The organism is Gottfriedia acidiceleris, assembly GCF_004138285.1.
Classification (GTDB): Bacteria; Bacillota; Bacilli; order Bacillales; family Bacillaceae_G; genus Gottfriedia; species Gottfriedia acidiceleris_A.
In genome coordinates, this window is record NZ_SCFN01000010.1 from 1 (window position 1) to 21,445 (window position 21,445).

The window sequence follows — 21,445 nt, forward strand, 5'->3', positions numbered from 1 at the left end:
CAACCGGAATTACTGGAACGACTGGCTCAACCGGAATTACTGGAACGACTGGCTCAACCGGAATTACTGGAACGACTGGAACAACCGGAATTACTGGAACGACTGGAACAACTGGAACAACTGGAACAACTGGAACAACTGGAACAACCGGAATTACTGGAACGACTGGAGCAACAGGGTCAACAGGCTCAACTGGAATAACGGGAACGACAGGAGAAACAGGTCCAACCGGCCCAACCGGCCAAACCGGAGTAACCGGAGCAACTGGCTCAACTGGTATGACGGGAACAACAGGAACAACAGGAATAACAGGCCCAACTGGATCAACCGGAATAACAGGTCCAACAGGTTCAACCGGTACAACCGGAGTAACCGGGTCAATAGGCTCAACTGGAATAACGGGAACGACAGGAGAAACAGGTGCAACTGGCTCAACTGGTGTGACGGGAACAACAGGAATAACAGGTACAACCGGAGCAACAGGGTCAACAGGCTCAACTGGAATAACGGGAACGACAGGAGCAACCGGCCCAACGGGAATAACTGGAGCAACAGGTCCGACAGGCTCAACCGGAGCAGCCGGAGCAAGTTTTAATACATCCGGCTCGGCAGCAAATACTTCTGGAGCAACAATTGCAATTACACTTTTAGGTCCTTCACCTATACCGTTTCCGAACGCACAAAATTTATCAGCAGATATAACAGTGAACAACCCGACAGCTACCATTTTTACGATTAATACAAGTGGTAGATATCTAATAACTTATCAAGTGTATCCTACATTATCTTTACTAACGACTTTTCAGTTATTTCGTAATGGGGCTGGTGTTGCAGGTACAAATATATCTGCTGCAATTGGATTAAGTTTAGTCAGTAACCAAGTGATTATTAATATAAATGCAGGTGACACGATACAAGCAATGGTGTCTGCTACTTTAGCAGCAACAGTATCGTTAGCAGCTGGTACAACCGCTGCTACAATTTCCATTGTTAGAGTAGGTTAATTTATAATATTTTAATTTAACAAGTGACTACAAGTTATATGAGAAAGTTTAATAGTGGTCACTTTTCTTTTTAAGAATTATATACTAAAAATATGGCTTTCTAGTATTTTAAAGTACATAGGTTATTAACTATAATAAGTGAGGGATAAAAATTGAAACAAAAAAGACCAGATGTACCAAACTTACCTAGTATTACATTACCAGTTTCATCACCAACTCCTTTACCACCTGTACCTCCGCCAACACCACCTACTTCACCAACACCAATACCAACTCCAACAAAATGTGATCCATGTATTCCAATTGATCTATGTGGTAATATTTTGATTCAAGATAATTTTGAAAAACCAGTTGAACTGTGGAGTTTAGGTGGAAATTTAACTGCTATAGCACCGATTTCAGTCTATAATAGCGAAAGCAGTACTGGAGCTATAACAATCGAAGTAAATAGCAATATTTGTCATATAATTACCGTTTTGCCAGGTAATACGAGTAGTTATACTAGTCAATATATAAAATCTGTAACCATACTACAATCAAGTCAATCTCCAATCTATTTAGAAGGTAAATATTGTATTACTGGTAAAATTATTGATAAATAATAAACACATATTATATAAACATGAGCTTATTGCATAATCGCATTAAGCTTTTTTTTCATAGGCTCTTTTAATGTATATTGTTGATTTTTTTATGCAACTAAATAGTAGTATAGTACAATAAGGAATCATAAAATATGTTACTATAATGAAGGCAATTAAAGCTCTTATTAAAAGTTCGAGAAAGGTTGATTTAGTGAAAAAAGCTTTTTATTTAATATATTTATTACCGATTCCTTTTTTTACCACATGGTTTGATTTGAACAGAGTACCATATACATCTTATTTTTTATTATTTGCAACTCTTATTATGGGGTTATTACTAATTCGATTAAGAATGAGTCACATTTTTCATAGTAAATGCATTAGTACTTTTATTATCTATTATTTTAGTGAAATTTTTTATACCAGAAAATGGTCCATATAAAATAATTGAAAGAAATATTTCTCCAATTTTCTATTTTATATTATATTTTCTAGGTCAATTGATTATTAGATTTATATTTCACGTTATAGCGATCAATAAATCAGATACAAAAGTGGAGTGAAATTTTATAATTTCTAAGCTAAAAAGCTTTGTAATTAAAATAGAGGGTTTGAACTTATGCAACGAACCCAACGCTTTAGTTGATTAAGGGTTCCTAAAGGTTGTCTAAATTAGACAACCTTTTTTTAGTTCAAAAATCAACATTTATATTTAAAAAAACCTTTTTCATAAAAAATAGGCGTACTTAAATAAAACACTTTACATATGATTTAAAGAGTAGTATGGTTAGTTACATGAGTAACTAACTAAATAACTAACTAACCAAGTAAATAACTAACCTGAAAGGAAGGTGCTAATGAAACCTACATTAGATGAATCACAGCCAATATTTCAACAAATTGCGGTTATGATTATGGACGAAATTATAGATGGAAGAATTAAAGAGGGTGAACAAGTGCCTTCAACAAATGAATTATCTCGCTTTTTTAATATTAATCCTGCAACTGCAAGGAAAGGTCTTCAAGAATTAGTTGATAAGGAAATAATTTTTAAACAAAGAGGTGTGGGTATGTTTGTTTCAACAGGTGCAAAAGAAAAGTTACTTTTAGAGCGAAAACAGCAGTTTTATGAAGATTATGTTGCACCTTTACTTAAAGAAGCTGCGAGAATTCATTTAAATGAAGAAATGGTAATTGAATTAATTAAGAGAAATAACGACTCTAATTAGGAGGGGTATAAATTGATCGAAATTAAAAATTTGACATATGGCTATAAGCATACACCAGTTTTAACGGATTTCAATTTTAATGAAACAGAACCGAGTATTATTGCATTATGGGGAAGAAATGGTGCAGGAAAAACAACTTTGATGAGTTTAGTTGCTGGCCATTATAAACCAAACGAAGGTTCAATAAAAGTCTTAGGAGAAGAACCTTATAATAATTTAAATGTACTAGAGAATATTTGTTATATCCAAGAAAATCATCCATTTGGTCATAATTGGAGAATAGATGATTTGTTAAAATACGGAAGGTACTTTCATCCTAATTGGGATCAACAATTTGCAGAACATTTAGTTCAAGTTTTTGAATTACCAAAGAATAAAAAAATCACTAAGTTTTCAAAAGGAATGAAAACAGCAGTGCAAATCATTTTAGGATTAGCTAGCAATGCAAAAATAACAGTTCTCGATGAGCCAACTAATGGGTTAGATGCAGTTAAAAGAAAACAGTTTTACGATGCATTAATGGAAAGTTATGAAGAAAATCCGAGACTCATTTTACTTTCAACACATCATATCGAAGAAATTCAACCATTATGTGAAACGATCGTCGTAGTAAATGATGGCAAGGTACTATTTCATGAACAAATGGAATTAATGCGAGAGAAAGGAATTATTCTTTCTGGAAATATAGATTCAATAGAACATGTAACTAAAAATATTTCTATACTGGAATCCTCTAAAATCAGTTCGACACAAAAAGTAATGATTGATGAATTATTTACAAATGAATGGAAAAAAATCGCTGAAGATCACCATCTTACAATTGAAAAAGCAACTCTACAAGACTATTTAATAAATAAAACAAAAAATAAAGAGGTGAAAAGATGAACTCGATAAGAGGTACTTATCAACTAGTTTTTGATGAATTGAAATGGTATTTTAAAATATTTTCTTTAATTACTTTGTTGTTATCAGTTGTTTATGTATCCGTTAGTATAATTTTTAAAATCCCTTTACAAAGTGGTGCAGCTTTGTTTGGACCGATTTATGGGGGCATTAGTACATTCGCGGTTGCAGGATTGGTGATTCCTTTTCAAGTTGCAATTGGATTAGGTAGTACAAGAAGACAGTTTTTAAAATCTTATATTGTAATGTCAGTTTTAATGGTTATTACTAGTATAACTTACTTAAATATACTTTATTACATTATGAATATATTATTAGAAAAAGGAATAAATAGTTTTCACTTTTTCCATCCTGCTGAATTCGTCTCTTCAGAATATCATTTCTTTACGTATTATTGGGTCGACCTAATGGTTGGTTTTATTATACTAGGACTTTCTTCCTTTATTGCTGTATTAGTTAGAAGATTGGGGATACTCTATTTTCTAATGACACTAGTTTTAGTTAGTATTTTAATGACTTTTTTATCTATAAATGGTATAAGTTCAGACTTTTTTAACTTGATTTTAAAAATTAAGCCGATCAATTTGTTTACTTTAATTGGATTGGTAGGAATAGTGCTTCAATTATTAACATATCCAATGATGTTAAATGCACCATTAAAAATGAAAGGTAGAAATTAAAAACGATTCATGAAAAAGTATGTGGATAAATAGCATACTTTTTCTTTTGTTTTATAAATAGCTAACAAAATATTCTGTATAATATAGACAAAATACAATAAGTTAGGAGATTAAATGATGACATTTACAATTAATCCGATTGCTTTTGTTAAAAATTCAAGAAAAGAAATTGAAGACGATCACTGGGGTTCAATTATCTCTGAAATCGAGTTAGTTGATGAGTTTAATGAAGAAGCATTAAGTGGCATAAGTGATTTTTCACATCTAGAGATTATTTTTTATTTCAATAAAGTGACTGATGAAATGATTCAATACAATGCTAGACATCCTCGAAATAATATTCATTATCCAAAAGTTGGAATTTTTGCTCAAAGAGGTAAAAACAGGCCCAATAAATTAGGGCTAACATCAGTTGAACTATTAAAACACAGTGGCCGCATTCTTACAGTAAAAGGGTTAGATGCGATCGATGGTACGCCAATCATTGATATTAAACCAATTATGAAAGAATTTCTTCCTAAGGGGGAGATCAAACAAGCAGAATGGTCAAAGTCTTTGATGGAAAAATATTGGTGATAAAGATTTAATAATAATGAAAGAGTTGTCTCAAATGTTTTTAATTTAGGCTTTTTAATCACTCCCATTAAACCTACGTTAAGCAAAATGGAGCCGTTTCGTTCATTATGACTAAAGTTTTCGTTCGCTCGGAAGAACAAGTATTAAACAATAAAACAATTTGCAAATACAAATTAAAATGTGAGGTGTAGTATGGATATTAGATATAGAATTGCCTCAACAAATGATAGTTCAGAAATTGCTAGATTATCAGGTCAATTGGGTTACAATGTCGAAAAAAATCAAGTCATTGAAAGATTAAATAAAATATTAGAACAGAAAGATAATGTTGTAATTGTAGCAGAAATTGAAGGTAAACTTATTGGATGGATTCATGCTCACGGACGATATTTGATTGAGTCTCCACCCTATATTGAAATTGGTGGTTTGATTGTTGACAGTACATATAGGGGTCTAAAAATTGGTAAGATTCTAGTGGAAAGATGCGAAGAATGGTCAAAATTATCAGGGTTTAAAGAAATAAGAGTACGGACAAATGAAACTAGATTAGAGACACTTGTTTTTTATAAAAAGATTGGTTTCGAAAACACTAAATCACAAAAAGTATTTAAGAAAGAATTAATTGTAAACTAAAAGTAAATATTTACTGCTTTAGTCAATATATGCGGTAAATTCACTTTCTCTTTAGCTTGTAGACAATTTGGAGTTTATTCCATGTTTACAAGCTTTTTTTGTATAATAAAAAAATTTAAAAGGTAAATATAAAGTAGGATTTAAGTCACGACTAGAACCAACTGACGCCTTTTATTCGTGAAAGGTTTTAAGAAATATGATAAAAAAACATTTAAACATTATAACGTTATATTGACTAATGCGAAATTAGATGTTATTCTACATTGGAATAATAAACAAGATAGTTGTAAACGAATACATTAATCAATTTAGTTTGTTTACTGAAAAGGATGAGGGGAAATGAAGGATCATTTCGTACTGCAGAATGTAAAAATGATAGACGGAAGTTCTGTAGATATCATAGTAGAAAATAAAAAGATTATAGACATTGTAGCTGCTGGATGTGGTAATGGTGAGAAAATAGTAGATTACAAGCACAATGTATTTGTTTCTAGTGGTTGGATTGATATGCATGTCCATGCATATGCAGAATTTGAGCCATATGGTGATGATGTCGACGAGATTGGTTATAAAACAGGTGTTACTACAATTGTTGATGCGGGTAGTACTGGCGCTGATAATTTGTCCAAGTTGGTAAGTAGCTGTAAAAAGTCAAAAACAAATGTTTTCGCATTTTTAAATATTTCGCGAATTGGCTTAAAACGAATTGACGAGTTATCCGATTTGTCTTGGTTAGATGAGGATCAACTCAAAAATACAATTGCAGAACATAAAGATTTTATTATCGGACTGAAGGCAAGGATTAGCAAAAGTGTAGTAGGTGACAATGGTGTAGAACCTTTAAAAATAGCTCGTAAGTTTTCTAACGAAACCGACTTACCACTTATGGTTCATATTGGTTCAGGACCGCCAGATATTAATGATGTTCTAAACCTACTTGAAAATAAAGATATAATTACTCACTACCTAAATGGTAAAGCAAATAATTTGTTTGATGAGATGGGAAGACCTCTTCCTAAATTTCTAGAGGCAATTAATCGAGGTGTTCATTTAGATGTTGGGCACGGAAATGCAAGTTTTTCGTTCAAAACGGCTTTGCTAGCTAAAGAACATGGAATTAAATTCGATACCATTAGTACTGATATTTATCGAAAAAATCGATTGAATGGACCAGTTTATAGTATGTCACATGTTTTATCAAAATTTTTATACTTAGGTTATTCACTAGAAGAGATTATTGATGCTGTTACAGTTAATGCGGCTAAGTGGCTTAATAAACCGGAACTTGGAAGAATTTCAGTAGGAGATATTGCAAACCTCACTTTATTTACTGTTGAAGATGAAGTGACATCCTTACTAGATTCTGAAGGAGACGAGCGTAAAGCTGAACAAAACATCGTAGTAAAAGGAGTGGTTATTAATGGAGAACACGTTGAATGCTAAATATGGTTTAAAAAGGGTAATTAATGCAAGCGGTAGGATGAGTATATTAGGTGTTTCTGCTCCTACGGACACTGTCATGGAAGCGATGAAAATTGGTGGACAAAATTATGTTGAAATTTCGGACTTAGTTAATAAGGCTGGAATGCATATTGCGGGTCTACTTAAATCAGAGGCAGCTGTTGTAGTGAACTCAGCTTCAAGTGGAATTGCCCTTTCAGTAGCGGCAATTGTAACTGAAGGAAACCGACGTAAAAGCGAAAGATTACACCAAGAATCAATTGAAAAAAATGAAATCGTAATGCTAAAGGGACACAACGTACAGTATGGTGCTCCAGTAGAAACGATGATCTTCCTTGGCGGAGGAAAATTAGTAGAAGTCGGCTATGCAAATGAGGGGAAAGTTGAGCATATTGCAGATGCTATAAATGAAAAAACAGCTGCAATTTTATATGTGAAATCGCATCATGCTGTACAAAAAAATATGATATCAGTTGAAGAAGCATGGGAAGTAGCTCAAGCCAATAATGTACCTTTAATAGTAGATGCTGCCGCTGAAGAAGATTTACAAAAATATGTCAAAGTCTCTGATTTAGCAATATATAGCGGTTCGAAAGCAATTGAAGGACCTACTTCAGGTATTGTTGCTGGTAAGCAAAAATATATCGAATGGTTAAAAGTACAATTACATTGTATCGGTAGAAGTATGAAAGTTGGTAAAGAAACCACTTTTGGTCTGTTGCAAGCTTTGGATGAGTATTTTGTCAAAAAAGACAATAGTGAAAATGAAAAAGCTAGTTTACAAGTTTTAAAATCGCTAGAGTCGATCGATGGTATAAAAGTAACGATTGTACAAGATGAAGCGGGACGAGCTATTTTTAGAGCACGAATCCAAATTGATCCTGTTGTAACGAAAACTACAGCGAAGGATGTAAACGATCAATTAAAGAATGGTAATATTGCGATTTATACTCGCGATTACGGAGTTCGTCAAGGCTTTTTCGATATTGATCCACGACCACTACAATCTGATGATATTTACGTAATTGAAGCACAATTAAGAGCAATATTAGGAGGAACTGAACAATGACAAATATTGAAAAACGATTTTATAACAACCGAGTAGCATTAAATGTTTTAGCAAATAGTATTGAAAATGCAGTTGAAGTTTTTGAAGCTGCAGAAGGTCACGTATTAGTAGGTGTTCTTTCAAAAGATTACCCAACGGTAGAGGCTGCTGTAACAGCAATGAAAGAATACGGTGCAGCAATTGATGAAGCAGTATCGATTGGTCTTGGTGCTGGTGATAACAAACAAGCAGCAGTTGTTGCAGAAATCGCTAAACATTATCCAGGAAGTCATATCAATCAAGTATTTCCTGCAGTAGGTGCTACACGCGCCAACTTAGGTGAAAAAGATAGCTGGATCAATTCCCTAGTATCTCCAACTGGAAAAGTAGGCTATGTAAATATCTCTACTGGACCTGTTAGTGCTGCTAGCGAAACAGCGATTGTACCAATCAAATCTGCGATTGCGTTAGTTCGTGACATGGGTGGAAATGCATTAAAATACTTCCCAATGAAAGGGTTAAAACACGTAGAAGAGTTTCGTGCTGTAGCAAAAGCATGTGGAGAAGAAGGTTTTGCCTTGGAGCCTACTGGTGGTATTGATTTAGAGAATTTTGAAGAGATTTTAGAAATTGCATTGGAAGAAAAAGTACCTAAAATTATCCCACACGTATATTCATCAATTATTAATGAAGAAACTGGAAAAACTAATCCTGAAGATGTAAGAAAATTATTAGCAATCACTAAAAGCTTGGTTGAAAAATATGCGTAAACAAATTGTTGCTTTCGGAGAAGTAATGATGCGATTGCAAGTGCCAGGGTATGAACTACTGGCACAGGCAAACGCTTTACAATATTCTTTCTCGGGAACTGGTGTAAACGTTGCGTCCGCAATGACTAAGCTTGGTCATGATGGCTATTTAATAACAAAATTGCCGAATAATCCATTAGGAGATGCTGCGATTGCTTACTTGCAACGATTAGGAATTAATCGAAATTATATTACTAGAGGCGGAAAATATCTTGGACTGTATTTTTTAGAAAATGGTTTTGGGCAGCGCTCTAGTCGTGTGACATATACTAATCGTTTAGAAAGTAGCTTTAATACTGCATCTTATATCGATTATGATCTTGATCTAATTGCAAAACAAGCAGATGTTATCCATTTTTGCGGTATTACACTAGCGATGACAGATGATACAAAAGAAACAATGAAAATTCTTGCGAAAAAAGTAAAAGAAAATGGCGGATTAGTTTGTTTCGATTGTAATTACCGACCTTCTTTATGGGAGGGAGGATATAGTAAAGCAAAACCTCATTATGAAGAAATGCTAGCATTAGCTGATATCGTCATGATGAATGAGAAAGATGCAATGTATATTTTAGGAATGGAGACGGAGGAAGCTTCTAGGGAAACGCAACTAAAAGACCTTATTCCTAAAGTTGCAAAACAATATAACATACAAACTATTGCTGGAACGCACCGAGCAATTAATAGTGACAATTCACATTCATTACGTGGATATCTATTCACTAATGGAGAGTTTCACTTTTCGGAAAATACTTCTTTTTCCGTATACGATCGAATTGGTGCTGGAGATGCTTATACTAGCGGTATATTACATGGTGTGTTATCTAAGTTTTCACCAGAAAAAACCGTTCACTTTGCACAAACAGCGGGAATGTTAGCATGTACAATCGTTGGAGATACGCCAATGTCAACTGAAGCAGAAATTTTATCAGCTATGGCTGGAACAATTGATGATATTAAGCGCTAAAAAAGGAGAGGTAAGGGAATGAGTGTGAATCGTAAAAAAGGACCGTTGTATTTACAAATTAAAGAGATGATAAAGGATCGAATTTTACATGGAGTTTATCCAATTCACACAAATATTCCCTCAGAACCTCAATTAGAAGAAGAGTTTAGTGTTAGTAAAATTACGATTAGAAATGCCATAAAAGAACTTGTCCAAGAAGGATATTTAGAAAAGAAAAGTGGTAAAGGAACAAAGGTTATTGCGAATGTTACGAGCGCGAAGCTTTCAAAAGGGAAACGTTTTACAGAAATTTTAGTTGAGGAAGGGCATCATATTACTAAAAAAGTGCTGAGTATAAAAAAACCAGAAATAACAGCGGATTCTATACCTTATTCTGTATTTGGTGATAAATATGTCCAAATTGAGCGAATTTATTTACTGGAAAATGAACCATATATTCACTTTACGCACTATATTTCAATTGACGTAACGGAAGAAGAAATAGAAGACATACAGATCAGTTCCTTATATCGATTCTTAGAAGAAAATAATATTCGATTAGAATCTTTCCGAGATGAATTTGCAGTAGCAGTTGCTCCGGATCATGTTTGTGAGATTTTAAATATAGAAAAAGGCACAACCACATTAAAAAGAATTCGTCGTTCTAGTGATGAAGATGGAAATGTTTTAGAAATCAGTGAAGGTTACTATAATACGGCCAAACAAAATTACGTTGTAACTTACAATGATTCAACGCAGTAATTTATCTTCATTTTATAAAATGTAAGCGATTACTAAAGGAGAGTATGCAAAAATGGATTTATATTTGATAGGAATTACATTAGTAGCAATCGTTATCGTTATTTTAGGAGTTTCGTGGTGGAAATGGCATGCATTTATTAGTTTATCAGTAGCTGGCCTTTTCCTAGCCGTTTTTTCTGGCGTATCAATGGATAAAATTGTAACAGCTTATGAAACAGGAGTAGGCGCCGTTCTCGGCCATCTTGTTGGGATTTTAGCTTTAGGTACGATTTTAGGAAAAATGATGTCAGATTCTGGAGCAGGTATGCAAGTAGCTGATTTCTTTATTAAAAAATTCGGTGTGAAAAACCTACCATGGGCAATGTTGCTTTCAGGATTTATTATTGGAATACCAGTATTTTTTGAGGTAGGTCTAGTAATCTTGTTACCTCTTGTTATATCAATTCGTAAATCTACCAATTCAAATATTCTATTAATTGGTATCCCAGTACTCGCTGGTTTATCGATTGTACATGGTTTAGTGCCACCACATCCTGGTGCGATGACAGCGATTGGTATTTATAATGCAGACTTAGGAAGAGTCCTACTTTATTCATTAATCATTGCTTTTCCAACTGCAATCATTGCAGGTCCGATCTTTTCAAAATGGATTCACAAACGTGTAACACCAATTGGTGAACCAGAATTAATTCGAGTTGAAACGAAGTCAAATGCTTTACCAAGTACAGGTGTATCATTTTTCATCATTTTACTTCCAGTTTTACTAATGGTGTTAACTGTAATTACACCATACTTATCTCTACCTAGTGCAATTGCTAAATTCTTAATTTTAATTGGTAGCCCTGTAATTGCTCTATTAATCTCTTGTTTTGCAGCTTATTATTTATTAGGGTATCGACAAGGAATGGACAAAACTTTAATAAAAAAATTAACTGATGAATGTTTAACACCTTTAGCTTCAATTATATTAATCATCGGTGCAGGTGGCGCATTTAAGCAAATTCTAATAGAAAGCGGTGTAGGAACTGCCATTGCAACAATGTCTGAGCAAATGTCACTATCACCGATCGTGCTTGCATTCTTAGTAGCAGGGTTAATAAGAATAGCTACTGGTTCAGCTACAGTTGCTTTAACAACAGCAGCTGGAATTGTTTCTCCAGTAGTCGCACATATGACTGGTGTAAACTTAGAATTGCTTGTTATTGCAACTGGCGCAGGTTCACTAATGTTTTCACATGTAAATGATGCAGGTTTCTGGTTAGTAAAAGAATACCTTGGATTAACAGTAAAAGAAACATTCAAAACATGGACAGTAATGGAAACGATTCTTTCGTTTGTAGCGTTTGGACTTACACTAGTTTTAGACTTATTTATTTAAGAATAAAGGAAGGGGCTGTCTCTAAAGTCAGGTTAACTGACACTAAAGGCGCCTCTTTTTTTAATAGTTATACGAACGCTTCGGGAACATCATATATTTTACCTATGTTATATTGATCTAAGTAGTGAGGGTATCTCATAGTAGTTTTCCATTTCAAATTTTCTGCTATTGTACAATTATTAGCTCCAAATATACTTACAGGTATAGGTAATTATTTATTTTATTTGCGATTTCCGGATTTTATTTGCAGACCACTCTTCTTTTCAAACGTTTCATCAACTAATTGCATAGTCAGGCTCCTTATTTGCGATTTTTAAAGTCTTGTAAATCGCCTCGATTCCAGCTTTTAACGTTTTTCTAATCTTATTTGCGGTTATAAAAACGAGGGTTCCCATATTGTAATACTTTTAGGACACCCTCTTACTTCTTAAATTTGAGTACGCAAATTAATTTTAATTAAAATCTAATGGACGTAAACTTGCTTCGATTTCAGCACGTTTAGGCTCTAGAAATGGAGGCAATGCTAAACGTTCACCTAGTGTATCAATATTTTCGTCTACATCAAATCCAGGGGTATCAGTTGATAATTCGAATAAAATATGATTTGGTTCTCTAAAATAGAGCGCTTTAAAATAGTAGCGTTCTACTTTTCCTGAATTCGTAATCCCAAGTGAATTTATTTTGTCTGCCCATTTATTATATTCTTCTATGTTCGGTACTCTAAAAGCTACATGATGTACACTACCTCGTCCAGGTCTAGCTCTCGGTAAGTCTGGTCTTACTTCCAAGTGAACTTCTGCTCCAGCACCACCTAATCCGGTTTCGTAAACTTCTATACTTGCAAAATTCCCTTCCGTAGAAGGGTAAGTTCCAACAAGTCTAAAACCTAAAACATCCGTTAAAGTTTTGCTAGTAGGAGTCGAATCTTTTACGGTAAGTGTCACTGGACCTAAGCCAAGAATTCCATGTTCGGTTGGGATATCTGATTTATTCCAAGGAGTGCCCGGTAAAACACCTTTTTCACCATTATCTGCTACTAAAATTAATCTTGTACCTTCATAATCTTGAAATGCGAGTGTATCTCGATTTGCTCTTTTAAGTATTTCATCATGTGAAATATTAAGTTTATTAAAGCGATTCTTCCAATAATGTAGTGACTCAGTTGTGGCCACTCTTAATGAAGTTGAAGATATGATCGAGTGACCTGGGTATGTATTTCCTAGATTAGGGATATCGAAAAATGTTATTTCTGTTCCGGGATTTGCTTTTGCATCACCGTAAAATAAGTGATAACTGGAAGTGTTATCTTGATTTACAGTTTTCTTAACAAGCCTCATCCCTAAAACCTTAGTGTAAAACTCGTAATTTTTTTCAGCCTTTGTAGTAAGTAGTGAAACATGATGAATTCCCAATAATTCCACTTTCATCACTCCTTTAAAATTTTTATTGTAATAATATGACCTTCATAATTTTTATGTACACATTGTAAATGGTTAGAGATTGAGGTAAAGTTTTATGTTAAACTGTTATCTAATAATTATAATGTTCAGATAAATAAAACAGAAAGGGGAAAATGTTTTGTATTTCGGTTATTTATTAATTTTAATATCTGCTATAGCTTTTGGATTAATGCCTATTTTTGCGCTTTATGCTTATGATCAAAATGTTAGTGTTAATACATTATTATTTTTAAGGTTTACATTTGCGACAATTATGTTCTTTAGTTACTTAGTGGTTAGTAAAAAATTAGTTAAAATTACTAAAAAACAATTAGTATTGTTTGTTTTACTAGGTGGAGTTTTGTATATGCTTCAATCAAGTTTTTATTTCAGTTCAGTAAAATATATTCCTGCTTCATTAGCAGCACTAATTCTTTATTTATATCCCATTTTTGTAGCAATTCTATCATTTTTAGTAAACAAAGAGCAATTAACAAAAAATATAACGATATCAATTTTACTATCGTTAGCTGGAATTGTACTAGTGTTGGGAGCTCCTGCAGAAAATATAAATCCATTCGGAATCATATTAGCATTAGCAGCAGCAATCGTTTACTCAATATACATAATTGTTGGCGGTAGGGTTTCGATGCATGTTCCTCCATTAGTAACAAGTGCATATATTTCTTTATTTGCAGCAATTTCATTTTTACTAGTTGGCGTATCGACTAACACGATCCACATTCATTTTAAATTTATTGGTTGGATTTCAATTTTAGGTATTTCAATTATTTCAAGTGTTATATCAATGGGAGCATTTTTTGCTGGTGTAAAACGAATTGGACCGACAAAAGGAGCCGTATTAAGTATGGTGGAGCCAGTTGTGACAATCACATTTTCAACTATTCTATTTCATGAAAATATGAGTTTACTTCAAATAATCGGTGGGACAATTGTTCTAGGTGGAGCACTTTTAGTTGTTCTTACTAGTGAGAAAAGAAAGATTGTTGAGAATAAAATGGATTTTTAAATGTTATATGCTAAAATGTATTTAGAATATTAGTTTAATAATTTTTAAATGTTAATATGGCTGCTTATGCAGCTATTTTTAATTTGTAAAGGAGTAATAGAATGTTTGAATTAAAATTAAAAAATGGAGAAATAGTAAAAGTTCGTCAAGCAACAGGAACTGATGCTAAATTAATTATAGATTTTTATAACATCGTAGGTGGAGAAACGAACTTTTTATCATTTGGAGGAAACGAGTTTAAAAGAAATGAAGCAGAATATCAGACATTTTTAGAAGATACCTTCAATGAAAAAAATTCAATTATATTATTAGGTACGATCAATGATCAAATAATCAGTATCGGTTCAATCAATTCCAGTCAAAAGGAACGTACGAAGCATGTTGGTACTCTAGGCATTGTAATTAAAAAAGAATATTGGGGATTAAGTTTAGGGAAGTTATTGATGCAATCATTAATTGATTGGGCTAAACAAAATGATCTAACTAGAAAAATTCAATTAGTTACGAATGAAGATAATCTTAAAGCCATTCAATTGTATAAAAATTTAGGATTTGAAATTGAAGGTGTAATGAAAGAAGATACTTATTTAAATGGAAAGTATTGTAATACTTTAATGATGGGCTTATTTATTAAATAGTACTGAAAATAACAAGTTTAAACGCTCTATTATAGACACTCAAATGAATAAAGTTTTTATTTAATAGCATACGAACTACAATCCAATTAGAGCATTTATATAATTAGAAAGATTATCATTTTATAAAGGTGTAAATATGATTAAAGATTTATTTCTTAATTTTGCATTGTTAATATTTTTCTTAATTGGATTTAATCGAATTCAAAATTTTTTAAAGCAAAAGTTTCAAAAAGAATATCCAATAATTGTAGGAGTACTACATGGAATATTTGGCATTATTTTAATTGTTTTTGGAGTGAGCATCTATCAAAATAACATTTTAGATTTTAGACATCTTGCTATTTTATCTGCGGCATATTTTGGAGGAATTAGAGCTACCATTTTTACTAGCATGATGCTTATTGCATTTCGCTTTTCTTTTTTTGGTGTAAGTGATGGTTCAATTTATGCATGTGTAACGATTGCAATAAATGCGGTCGTCAGTGGTCTTCTAAGTAGTTGGATTAAACAATATTGGACTAAATGGTTTAGTATGATTTCCTTTTTAGTCTTACTAAGCAGTTTCTTCTTTGTCTATCAATATATTAAATTTTCCAATTCAGTTGTTCCAGTAATGCCAGTTTATGAAGTAGCGATTATTTTAGGTGGAACATTCATTGCTTTTTTTATTCACTACTTAAATAAAAATGACGAACTAAAGATTGCACTTAAAGAAAGTGAAGAAAGATATCGAACATTAATAGAAACTTCCCCAGATGGAATATTTGTCCAAATAGATGGAGAAATTAAGTTAGCAAACCAAAAAGCTGCTAATCTACTTGGAGCAAATTCACCTTCTGAATTAATAGGAATCTATGTATTTGACTTGATTGAACATACAGGGTTAAATGATTCATTTAGTCGCTATCAACAATTTATTAATAGTGATCTCATACAGGATCATAAAGAAAGTAGCTATATCCGTTTAGATGGTTTAAAAATTGATCTATCATTCTCAGGTTCTAAAGTAATATATGAGGGCCAATTAGCAACGATGGTTGTTTTTAGGGATATTACTCAACAAAAAGAGTCAGAACGAAAATTACAACAAGCAAATCATTTATTACATAAACTATCAATTACAGATGGTTTAACAGGATTAGCAAATAGACGATATTTTGATGAAGTTTTTCAAATAAAATGGAATGAGGCTCGAACGAATCAAACTCCGATTACAATCATGTTGATCGATATTGATTCATTTAAAATATTCAATGATACTTATGGTCATTTAGAAGGAGATAAATGTCTACAAACTGTAGCAAATGCCATTTCGATCAATTTATTAAGAGATAATGATTTCTCTGCAAGATATGGTGGTGAAGAGTTTGTTGGTATTTTATCAGAAACAAGTGAAGAAGAAGCATTTAATATTGCAGAAAAAATTCGAAATGTAATAGTAGATTTAAAGATTCCAAATGAAAAGTCATTAGTTTCCCCGTTTGTAAGTGCTAGTATTGGATTGGTAAATTTAGTGCCAAATGATTCAATTGACTTAGTAGAAGCCATACATTTTGCCGACAAAGCTCTTTACTTGGCTAAATTGAATGGTAGAAATCAAGTAAATGTATATTCTAGTAATTTGGAAAATTCTTTCGTTAAAAAAGCCTTGTGATATTTAATCACAAGGCTTTTTGTTAAAGTAGCTATAGTTTTTAGAAGCACGTAAACGATCTAATTCGATGTGTATCAATTCCAAAAAATACCCATCTCCAGCCAATCCATCTCCAACCTGCAACTGAGGTTCTGCCGACGAAGGTTGGAAAGAACCAAAATTGTTCGCCATTATTCAACCATACATAAGTATTTCTAAATCGACAACCAGCAATTGCACCTGGATCTACTGCAAATGCTGTAGCTTGCGACATTTGTGGTGTAAATGAAGGTGGTGGTGCAGTCGGTTGACCTTGAGATTGCCCATGACCTCCACCACCCGGTTGTCCCGGAAATCCTGGGAATCCACCTGGTTGCCCTGGGAATCCGCCTGGTTGTCCTGGAAAGCCTGGAAATGTTCTATATTGAGGGAAAAAGTTCATTTTATCAACTCCTTTTTAGTTTAATCATTATTAAAGTATGAAAATGAATGTTTTTTGTTTGGGCTGATAGTTAAATAACTAGGGATATTTGCGATAAGTAAATAAGATCATGATTATGAAGGTTTTGAGCATGACAATTTCATAAAGAAACATTTCAAAGAGAAGACTGGTCAACTTCTCTTTTTTTTTAATGTTCAAAGTTAGGAAATTCTACTTATTCTAGTGATCAAAAAAATCCAGTTAATTTCCAAAAAACATAGTATTTTTAGTGAAAAATACTCGTTTTTACTTTGGGAGGTAAAAAAAATACTTTTGAAAGTAAAAAACACTTGCACAATTCTGTAAATTCGAATAAATTAAACTTATAGGAGGAGAAAAATGGAAAATTTACGCTTGAATGTCGCTTTGTTACGTCGTAGAGTACCGAATTTAACTACTTCTGCAAAAACTGTTGGACTTCGACCAGCAACCGTTTCAAACTTATGTACCGGAAAAATTCCAATTGGTCGCTCAGAAGTAAGAACACTAGTCGCATTAGCTGCTTTAGCAGAATGTACATTGGATGAACTTATAATTAGAGGGGAGAAAATTGAGATGATTGAAACGGGAATAAAAACGCTTGATTTATTTGCTCCATTAGTAAAAGGTGGTACAGTCGGGTTGGTTGCAAGACCAGGTATGGGTCAATTAGTTGTATTAGCAGAAATGTTTTATAAATTAAAGAATGATTCCTATTTTACAATTTTATTAAAACCAGAAGGTGAGCATCCAGAAATAGACGATATTTTAGCTGATGTAAATTTAGTATGTCATTCAATTGCTGAAGTGTATGAAACAATTGCAAAAGAGGGAAAAAACGTAGAGTTTGCTTTCGCAGCGGATCGTTCAAACGTCATTACAGGTGATATTAACCGTCTCCAACAAAAATTAGCAGATATCGGTATTGAAGGTGTAACTACTTTTTTAGTTGATTTAAAAGGAGAAGCGGTGGACGAAGATTTCCCTTACGGACCTTTAGAAACATTATGGCAGTTTGATGCAGACTTAGCTTTCAGACATAAATACCCTGCAATTAATCCTATTCATTCAACATCTACAGTTTTAGAAGATAATCAACTAGATCAAACCCACAACCAAGTACAAAAAGCAGCACAGAAATTATTACGTAGATATCGTGAACTAAGGTCATTAGTAACAGTACATGGAATTGATTCATTACCTGGAAATGAAAAATTGACGTATAAACGTGGTGAATTATTAGAAGCATATTTAACTCAACCATTTTTCGTAGCAGAAGAATTCACAGGTACAAAAGGAGCATCTGTTAATTTGCAAAGTACTTTACAAGATGTTCGAAAACTAATCGATGGTGCTTACGATTCGATGGAAGTAGATAAAATGAATTTTATTGGTAGCCTGTAGATTTCAAACATTAATATTTTAATGAACAGTGTGACGCTTATGTATGTGTCACACTTTTTTTATATTTAACCTAATAAAGTTTTCTGGAGGATGGTAGTATAAAATTTAAGAATTATTTAAGAATTTAATAATAGGCAATTAATTTTTCTAAATTATACTATGCCACATACTAATATCTAAAATGTAATAAAGTAATAGTTCATCACACGCCTGAAAGTTGGAGTATATTTTGTCGATTCGAAAACGGTTAATCTTATCTAATATTGCTATGATTGTTATTCCAATCATTTCTTTTATCCTCATCGAGATTTTGCTCGGTGTGTTTTACTACAAAGTTTTTGAACCTAAATTTAATGGTCATCCACCACATTCATTTTATTTTTTCCGTTTCGGAATCATTGTCCCTATTTTTGCAATTACAAATGGAGTGCTATCATATTTTGTTTCCAGAAGTATACTAAGACCAGTAAAAAATCTTACAAATGCTGCTAAACAAATTAGTGAAGGAAATTTAAATTTTGAAGTTAAACAAATCAATAAAGATGAACTCGGTCAATTAGCAATTAGCTTTGAATTAATGAGGAGAAATCTAAAAGAGTCAGCTGAAATACAGAAAAAATACGAAGAAAATCGTAAAGAATTAATTGCGAATATTTCACATGATCTTAAGACACCAATTACATCAATAAAAGGCTATATTGAAGGGATTAAAGATGGCGTGGCGAATACACCAGAAAAAATGGACCGGTATATTGAAACAATTTATCTGAAAACATTGGATATGGATCAATTGATTAATGAACTATTCCTTTATTCGAAGTTAGATTTAAAACGGGTACCATTTCATTTTGAAGAAGTAAATATTCATGATTATTTAGTCGATCGTATCGAGGAGTTAAAATTTGATTTAGAACCGATAAATGTAAGTATTAGCTATAGTGAGAATGTGAATCGAGAAAATAGTATTGTTCTGATAGACCGGGAACAATTCAAACGTGTAATGACAAATATCATACAAAATAGTTTGAAATACATGGATAAAGATGAAAAACAAATTACCATAAAATTAATAGATGACAAAGAAAAAATAACAATAAAATTTCAAGATAACGGTAAGGGGATTTCTAAAGAGGCGCTTCCGTTTATTTTTGATCGTTTTTACCGAGCTGATCCATCAAGAAATCTATCGACAGGTGGTACTGGATTAGGACTGGCTATTGCAAAAAGAATTATAGAAGAGCACGGTGGAGAAGTGTGGGCAGAAAGTCAAATTGGTGAATATACTAATATTTTTCTTTCATTAAATAAGAAATTAATATTAAAGGTGACATAATGAAAAAGGTTTTAATTATTGAAGATGATCAAAGTATCGCATTATTACAAAGAGATTACTTAGAAATAAATGATTTTGAAGTTGAAATAGAATCTAATGGGAAAAGTGGACTTCAAAAAGCTTTATCAAAGGAATATGATTTAATCATACTCGACTTAATGCTGCCAGAACTAAATGGATTTGAAATATGTAAAAAAATCCGGGAATGTAAAGACATCCCGATCTTAATTGTTTCAGCAAAAACAGAAGATATTGATAAAATTAGGGGATTTGGTCTAGGGGCAGATGATTTCATCGTGAAACCATTTAGTCCAAGTGAATTAATAGCCAGAGTCAAAGCTCATCTCTCAAGGTATCAACGTTTAGCAAATAAAGGTCAAATTAATGAAGAAGAACTTCAAGTAAGAGGACTTACAATTCAAAAAGATTCTAGAAAAGTTCTTGTTTATGGAGAAGAAAAAATATTCACAACGAAAGAGTTTAACTTACTTACCTTTCTTGCTTCAAATCCAAATAAAGTATTCAGTAAAGAATTATTATTTGATCGAATATGGGGATTTGAAACTGTGGGAGATATTTCTACTGTAACTGTTCATATCCGTAAAATCCGTGAAAAAATAGAAGTTGACCCATCCAACCCGAATTATATTGAGACGATATGGGGAGCGGGATATCGGTTTAAAGATTAATTTTTAAAAATTAATATATTTAAGGGTTATCCCGTGAGTAAGTTGTACTGACTTTAGGGGTGGCTCTTTTTTATTTTCCAACATTGCTGATATACACATTTTAAATGAGAAAGTACATATGGAAAAAGCTATATTTTAATTAAGAGTTGATTTAAGAATTATTTAAGAAATTGATAATAGTAGTTTTATATCTTGCCACTATGATTAAAAGTATAAATTAATGAAAACGGAGGGAACAGAGTAGTGGCTAAAAAGAAAATAAATTTAACGAAAAAAAATATATTAGTTAGTGTACATGTTTTAGCAGTATGTGCTTGGTTTGGAGGTACATTAAGTTTAATAATATTAGGATTATATTTGAAAAATGCACAAAACTCAGAGCAGCTTATTTATACATTATCGAGTATGCATATCATAGATGAAAATTTACTAAAATATCCTGCACTTGCAACTTTAGTTACTGGGATTTTACTTTCAGTTTGGACGCAGTGGGGATTAGTAAAATATTATTGGGTTGTTATAAAACTTGTTCTAACTGTCTTAATTATTTTGATTGGCATCTTTTTGATTAATGATTGGTTCGCCTATCTAGTAAAAACCGCAGAAGTATTAGGGGCTGGTGCACTTAATGAAAATAAATTTGAGTCAACTTGGCTTTCAATTATAATAACTGGAATTTTTAACTTAAGTTGCTTAGCATTTATGACATTCATTACGTATTTTAAACCTTTTGGAAAAATAAAAAAGAATAAAAAAGTGGCAACACCATAAAAAAATCATTTTTTTATGGTGTTCTAACTGATTAA

At 32.5% G+C, this 21,445-nt stretch carries 22 protein-coding genes; 20 read left to right on the forward strand and 2 right to left on the reverse strand.

Features of this window, described 5'->3' with window-relative positions; all coding sequences use genetic code 11:
- The 13 genes from EP747_RS15095 to EP747_RS15155 all read left to right on the forward strand — a co-directional run.
- Nucleotides 1-1,004, forward strand: a 1,004-nt coding sequence (locus EP747_RS15095) for a BclA C-terminal domain-containing protein (protein ID WP_129690960.1), incomplete at its 5' end; no start/stop codon positions are given.
- A gap of 152 nt (nt 1,005-1,156) precedes the next feature.
- Nucleotides 1,157-1,606: an S-Ena type endospore appendage gene (locus EP747_RS15100; protein ID WP_129690961.1), complete on the forward strand. Its 450-nt coding sequence runs from the start codon at nt 1,157-1,159 to the stop codon at nt 1,604-1,606.
- Nucleotides 1,607-2,445: 839 nt separating this feature from the next.
- Entirely contained in the window at nt 2,446-2,817 is a 372-nt protein-coding gene (locus EP747_RS15105) for a GntR family transcriptional regulator (protein WP_129690962.1), read from the forward strand.
- A 12-nt stretch (nt 2,818-2,829) separates the two neighbouring features.
- Complete coding sequence (locus EP747_RS15110; RefSeq protein WP_129690963.1) at nt 2,830-3,702, forward strand: ATP-binding cassette domain-containing protein; 873 nt, start codon at nt 2,830-2,832, stop codon at nt 3,700-3,702.
- The gene (locus EP747_RS15115) at nt 3,699-4,400 is read left to right on the forward strand and encodes a hypothetical protein (protein WP_129690964.1); all 702 of its coding nucleotides are present in this window, start codon (nt 3,699-3,701) and stop codon (nt 4,398-4,400) included. The genes EP747_RS15110 and EP747_RS15115 overlap by 4 nt, the downstream gene beginning before the upstream one ends.
- Nucleotides 4,401-4,517: 117 nt before the next feature.
- Nucleotides 4,518-4,976 (forward strand): tRNA (N6-threonylcarbamoyladenosine(37)-N6)-methyltransferase TrmO, encoded by a 459-nt coding sequence (gene tsaA / locus EP747_RS15120; RefSeq protein WP_129690965.1) that lies wholly within the window; start codon nt 4,518-4,520, stop codon nt 4,974-4,976.
- A gap of 192 nt (nt 4,977-5,168) precedes the next feature.
- Nucleotides 5,169-5,609, forward strand: a complete 441-nt coding sequence (locus EP747_RS15125) for a GNAT family N-acetyltransferase (RefSeq protein WP_129690966.1) — start codon at nt 5,169-5,171, stop codon at nt 5,607-5,609.
- A 339-nt stretch (nt 5,610-5,948) separates the two neighbouring features.
- Nucleotides 5,949-7,052, forward strand: coding sequence for an amidohydrolase/deacetylase family metallohydrolase (locus EP747_RS15130; protein WP_129690967.1), 1,104 nt, complete (start codon nt 5,949-5,951; stop codon nt 7,050-7,052).
- The gene (locus EP747_RS15135) at nt 7,030-8,139 is read left to right on the forward strand and encodes a DgaE family pyridoxal phosphate-dependent ammonia lyase (RefSeq protein ID WP_129690968.1); all 1,110 of its coding nucleotides are present in this window, start codon (nt 7,030-7,032) and stop codon (nt 8,137-8,139) included. Before EP747_RS15130 ends, EP747_RS15135 begins: the two co-directional genes overlap by 23 nt.
- Nucleotides 8,136-8,888: a 2-dehydro-3-deoxy-phosphogluconate aldolase gene (gene dagF / locus EP747_RS15140; protein WP_129690969.1), complete on the forward strand. Its 753-nt coding sequence runs from the start codon at nt 8,136-8,138 to the stop codon at nt 8,886-8,888. Before EP747_RS15135 ends, dagF begins: the two co-directional genes overlap by 4 nt.
- Complete coding sequence (locus tag EP747_RS15145) at nt 8,881-9,894, forward strand: sugar kinase (RefSeq protein WP_129690970.1); 1,014 nt, start codon at nt 8,881-8,883, stop codon at nt 9,892-9,894. The genes dagF and EP747_RS15145 overlap by 8 nt, the downstream gene beginning before the upstream one ends.
- Nucleotides 9,895-9,912: 18 nt before the next feature.
- Nucleotides 9,913-10,635: a GntR family transcriptional regulator gene (locus EP747_RS15150; protein ID WP_129690971.1), complete on the forward strand. Its 723-nt coding sequence runs from the start codon at nt 9,913-9,915 to the stop codon at nt 10,633-10,635.
- 52 nt (nt 10,636-10,687) lie between these two features.
- Nucleotides 10,688-12,013, forward strand: a complete 1,326-nt coding sequence (locus tag EP747_RS15155; protein WP_129690972.1) for a gluconate:H+ symporter — start codon at nt 10,688-10,690, stop codon at nt 12,011-12,013.
- Nucleotides 12,014-12,465: 452 nt separating this feature from the next.
- Here the strand turns inward: EP747_RS15155 and EP747_RS15160 are convergent, their stop codons facing one another.
- Entirely contained in the window at nt 12,466-13,434 is a 969-nt protein-coding gene (locus EP747_RS15160; RefSeq protein WP_129690973.1) for a ring-cleaving dioxygenase, read from the reverse strand.
- 157 nt (nt 13,435-13,591) lie between these two features.
- Between EP747_RS15160 and EP747_RS15165 the strand changes: the two genes are divergently transcribed.
- The 3 genes from EP747_RS15165 (at nt 13,592) to EP747_RS15175 (ending at nt 16,774) form a co-directional block, all read left to right on the forward strand.
- Entirely contained in the window at nt 13,592-14,482 is an 891-nt protein-coding gene (locus EP747_RS15165; RefSeq protein ID WP_129690974.1) for a DMT family transporter, read from the forward strand.
- A 101-nt stretch (nt 14,483-14,583) separates the two neighbouring features.
- Nucleotides 14,584-15,120 (forward strand): GNAT family N-acetyltransferase, encoded by a 537-nt coding sequence (locus tag EP747_RS15170; RefSeq protein WP_129690975.1) that lies wholly within the window; start codon nt 14,584-14,586, stop codon nt 15,118-15,120.
- Nucleotides 15,121-15,256: 136 nt separating this feature from the next.
- Nucleotides 15,257-16,774: a diguanylate cyclase gene (locus EP747_RS15175; protein WP_129690976.1), complete on the forward strand. Its 1,518-nt coding sequence runs from the start codon at nt 15,257-15,259 to the stop codon at nt 16,772-16,774.
- 40 nt (nt 16,775-16,814) lie between these two features.
- Here EP747_RS15175 and EP747_RS15180 read toward each other — a convergent pair whose 3' ends face one another.
- Nucleotides 16,815-17,195: a collagen-like protein gene (locus EP747_RS15180; RefSeq protein WP_129690977.1), complete on the reverse strand. Its 381-nt coding sequence runs from the start codon at nt 17,193-17,195 to the stop codon at nt 16,815-16,817.
- A gap of 378 nt (nt 17,196-17,573) precedes the next feature.
- Between EP747_RS15180 and EP747_RS15185 the strand changes: the two genes are divergently transcribed.
- The 4 genes from EP747_RS15185 (at nt 17,574) to EP747_RS15200 (ending at nt 21,410) form a co-directional block, all read left to right on the forward strand.
- On the forward strand, nt 17,574-18,617 hold the full coding sequence (locus EP747_RS15185; RefSeq protein WP_129690978.1) for a hypothetical protein: 1,044 nt from the start codon (nt 17,574-17,576) through the stop codon (nt 18,615-18,617).
- Between the two features lie 229 nt (nt 18,618-18,846).
- Complete coding sequence (locus tag EP747_RS15190) at nt 18,847-19,950, forward strand: sensor histidine kinase (protein ID WP_165347081.1); 1,104 nt, start codon at nt 18,847-18,849, stop codon at nt 19,948-19,950.
- A complete protein-coding gene (locus EP747_RS15195) occupies nt 19,950-20,639 on the forward strand; it encodes a response regulator transcription factor (RefSeq protein WP_129690979.1) in 690 nt (229 codons plus the stop codon). Before EP747_RS15190 ends, EP747_RS15195 begins: the two co-directional genes overlap by 1 nt.
- 243 nt (nt 20,640-20,882) lie before the next feature.
- On the forward strand, nt 20,883-21,410 hold the full coding sequence (locus EP747_RS15200; protein WP_165347083.1) for a hypothetical protein: 528 nt from the start codon (nt 20,883-20,885) through the stop codon (nt 21,408-21,410).
- Nucleotides 21,411-21,445: the final 35 nt, after the last annotated feature.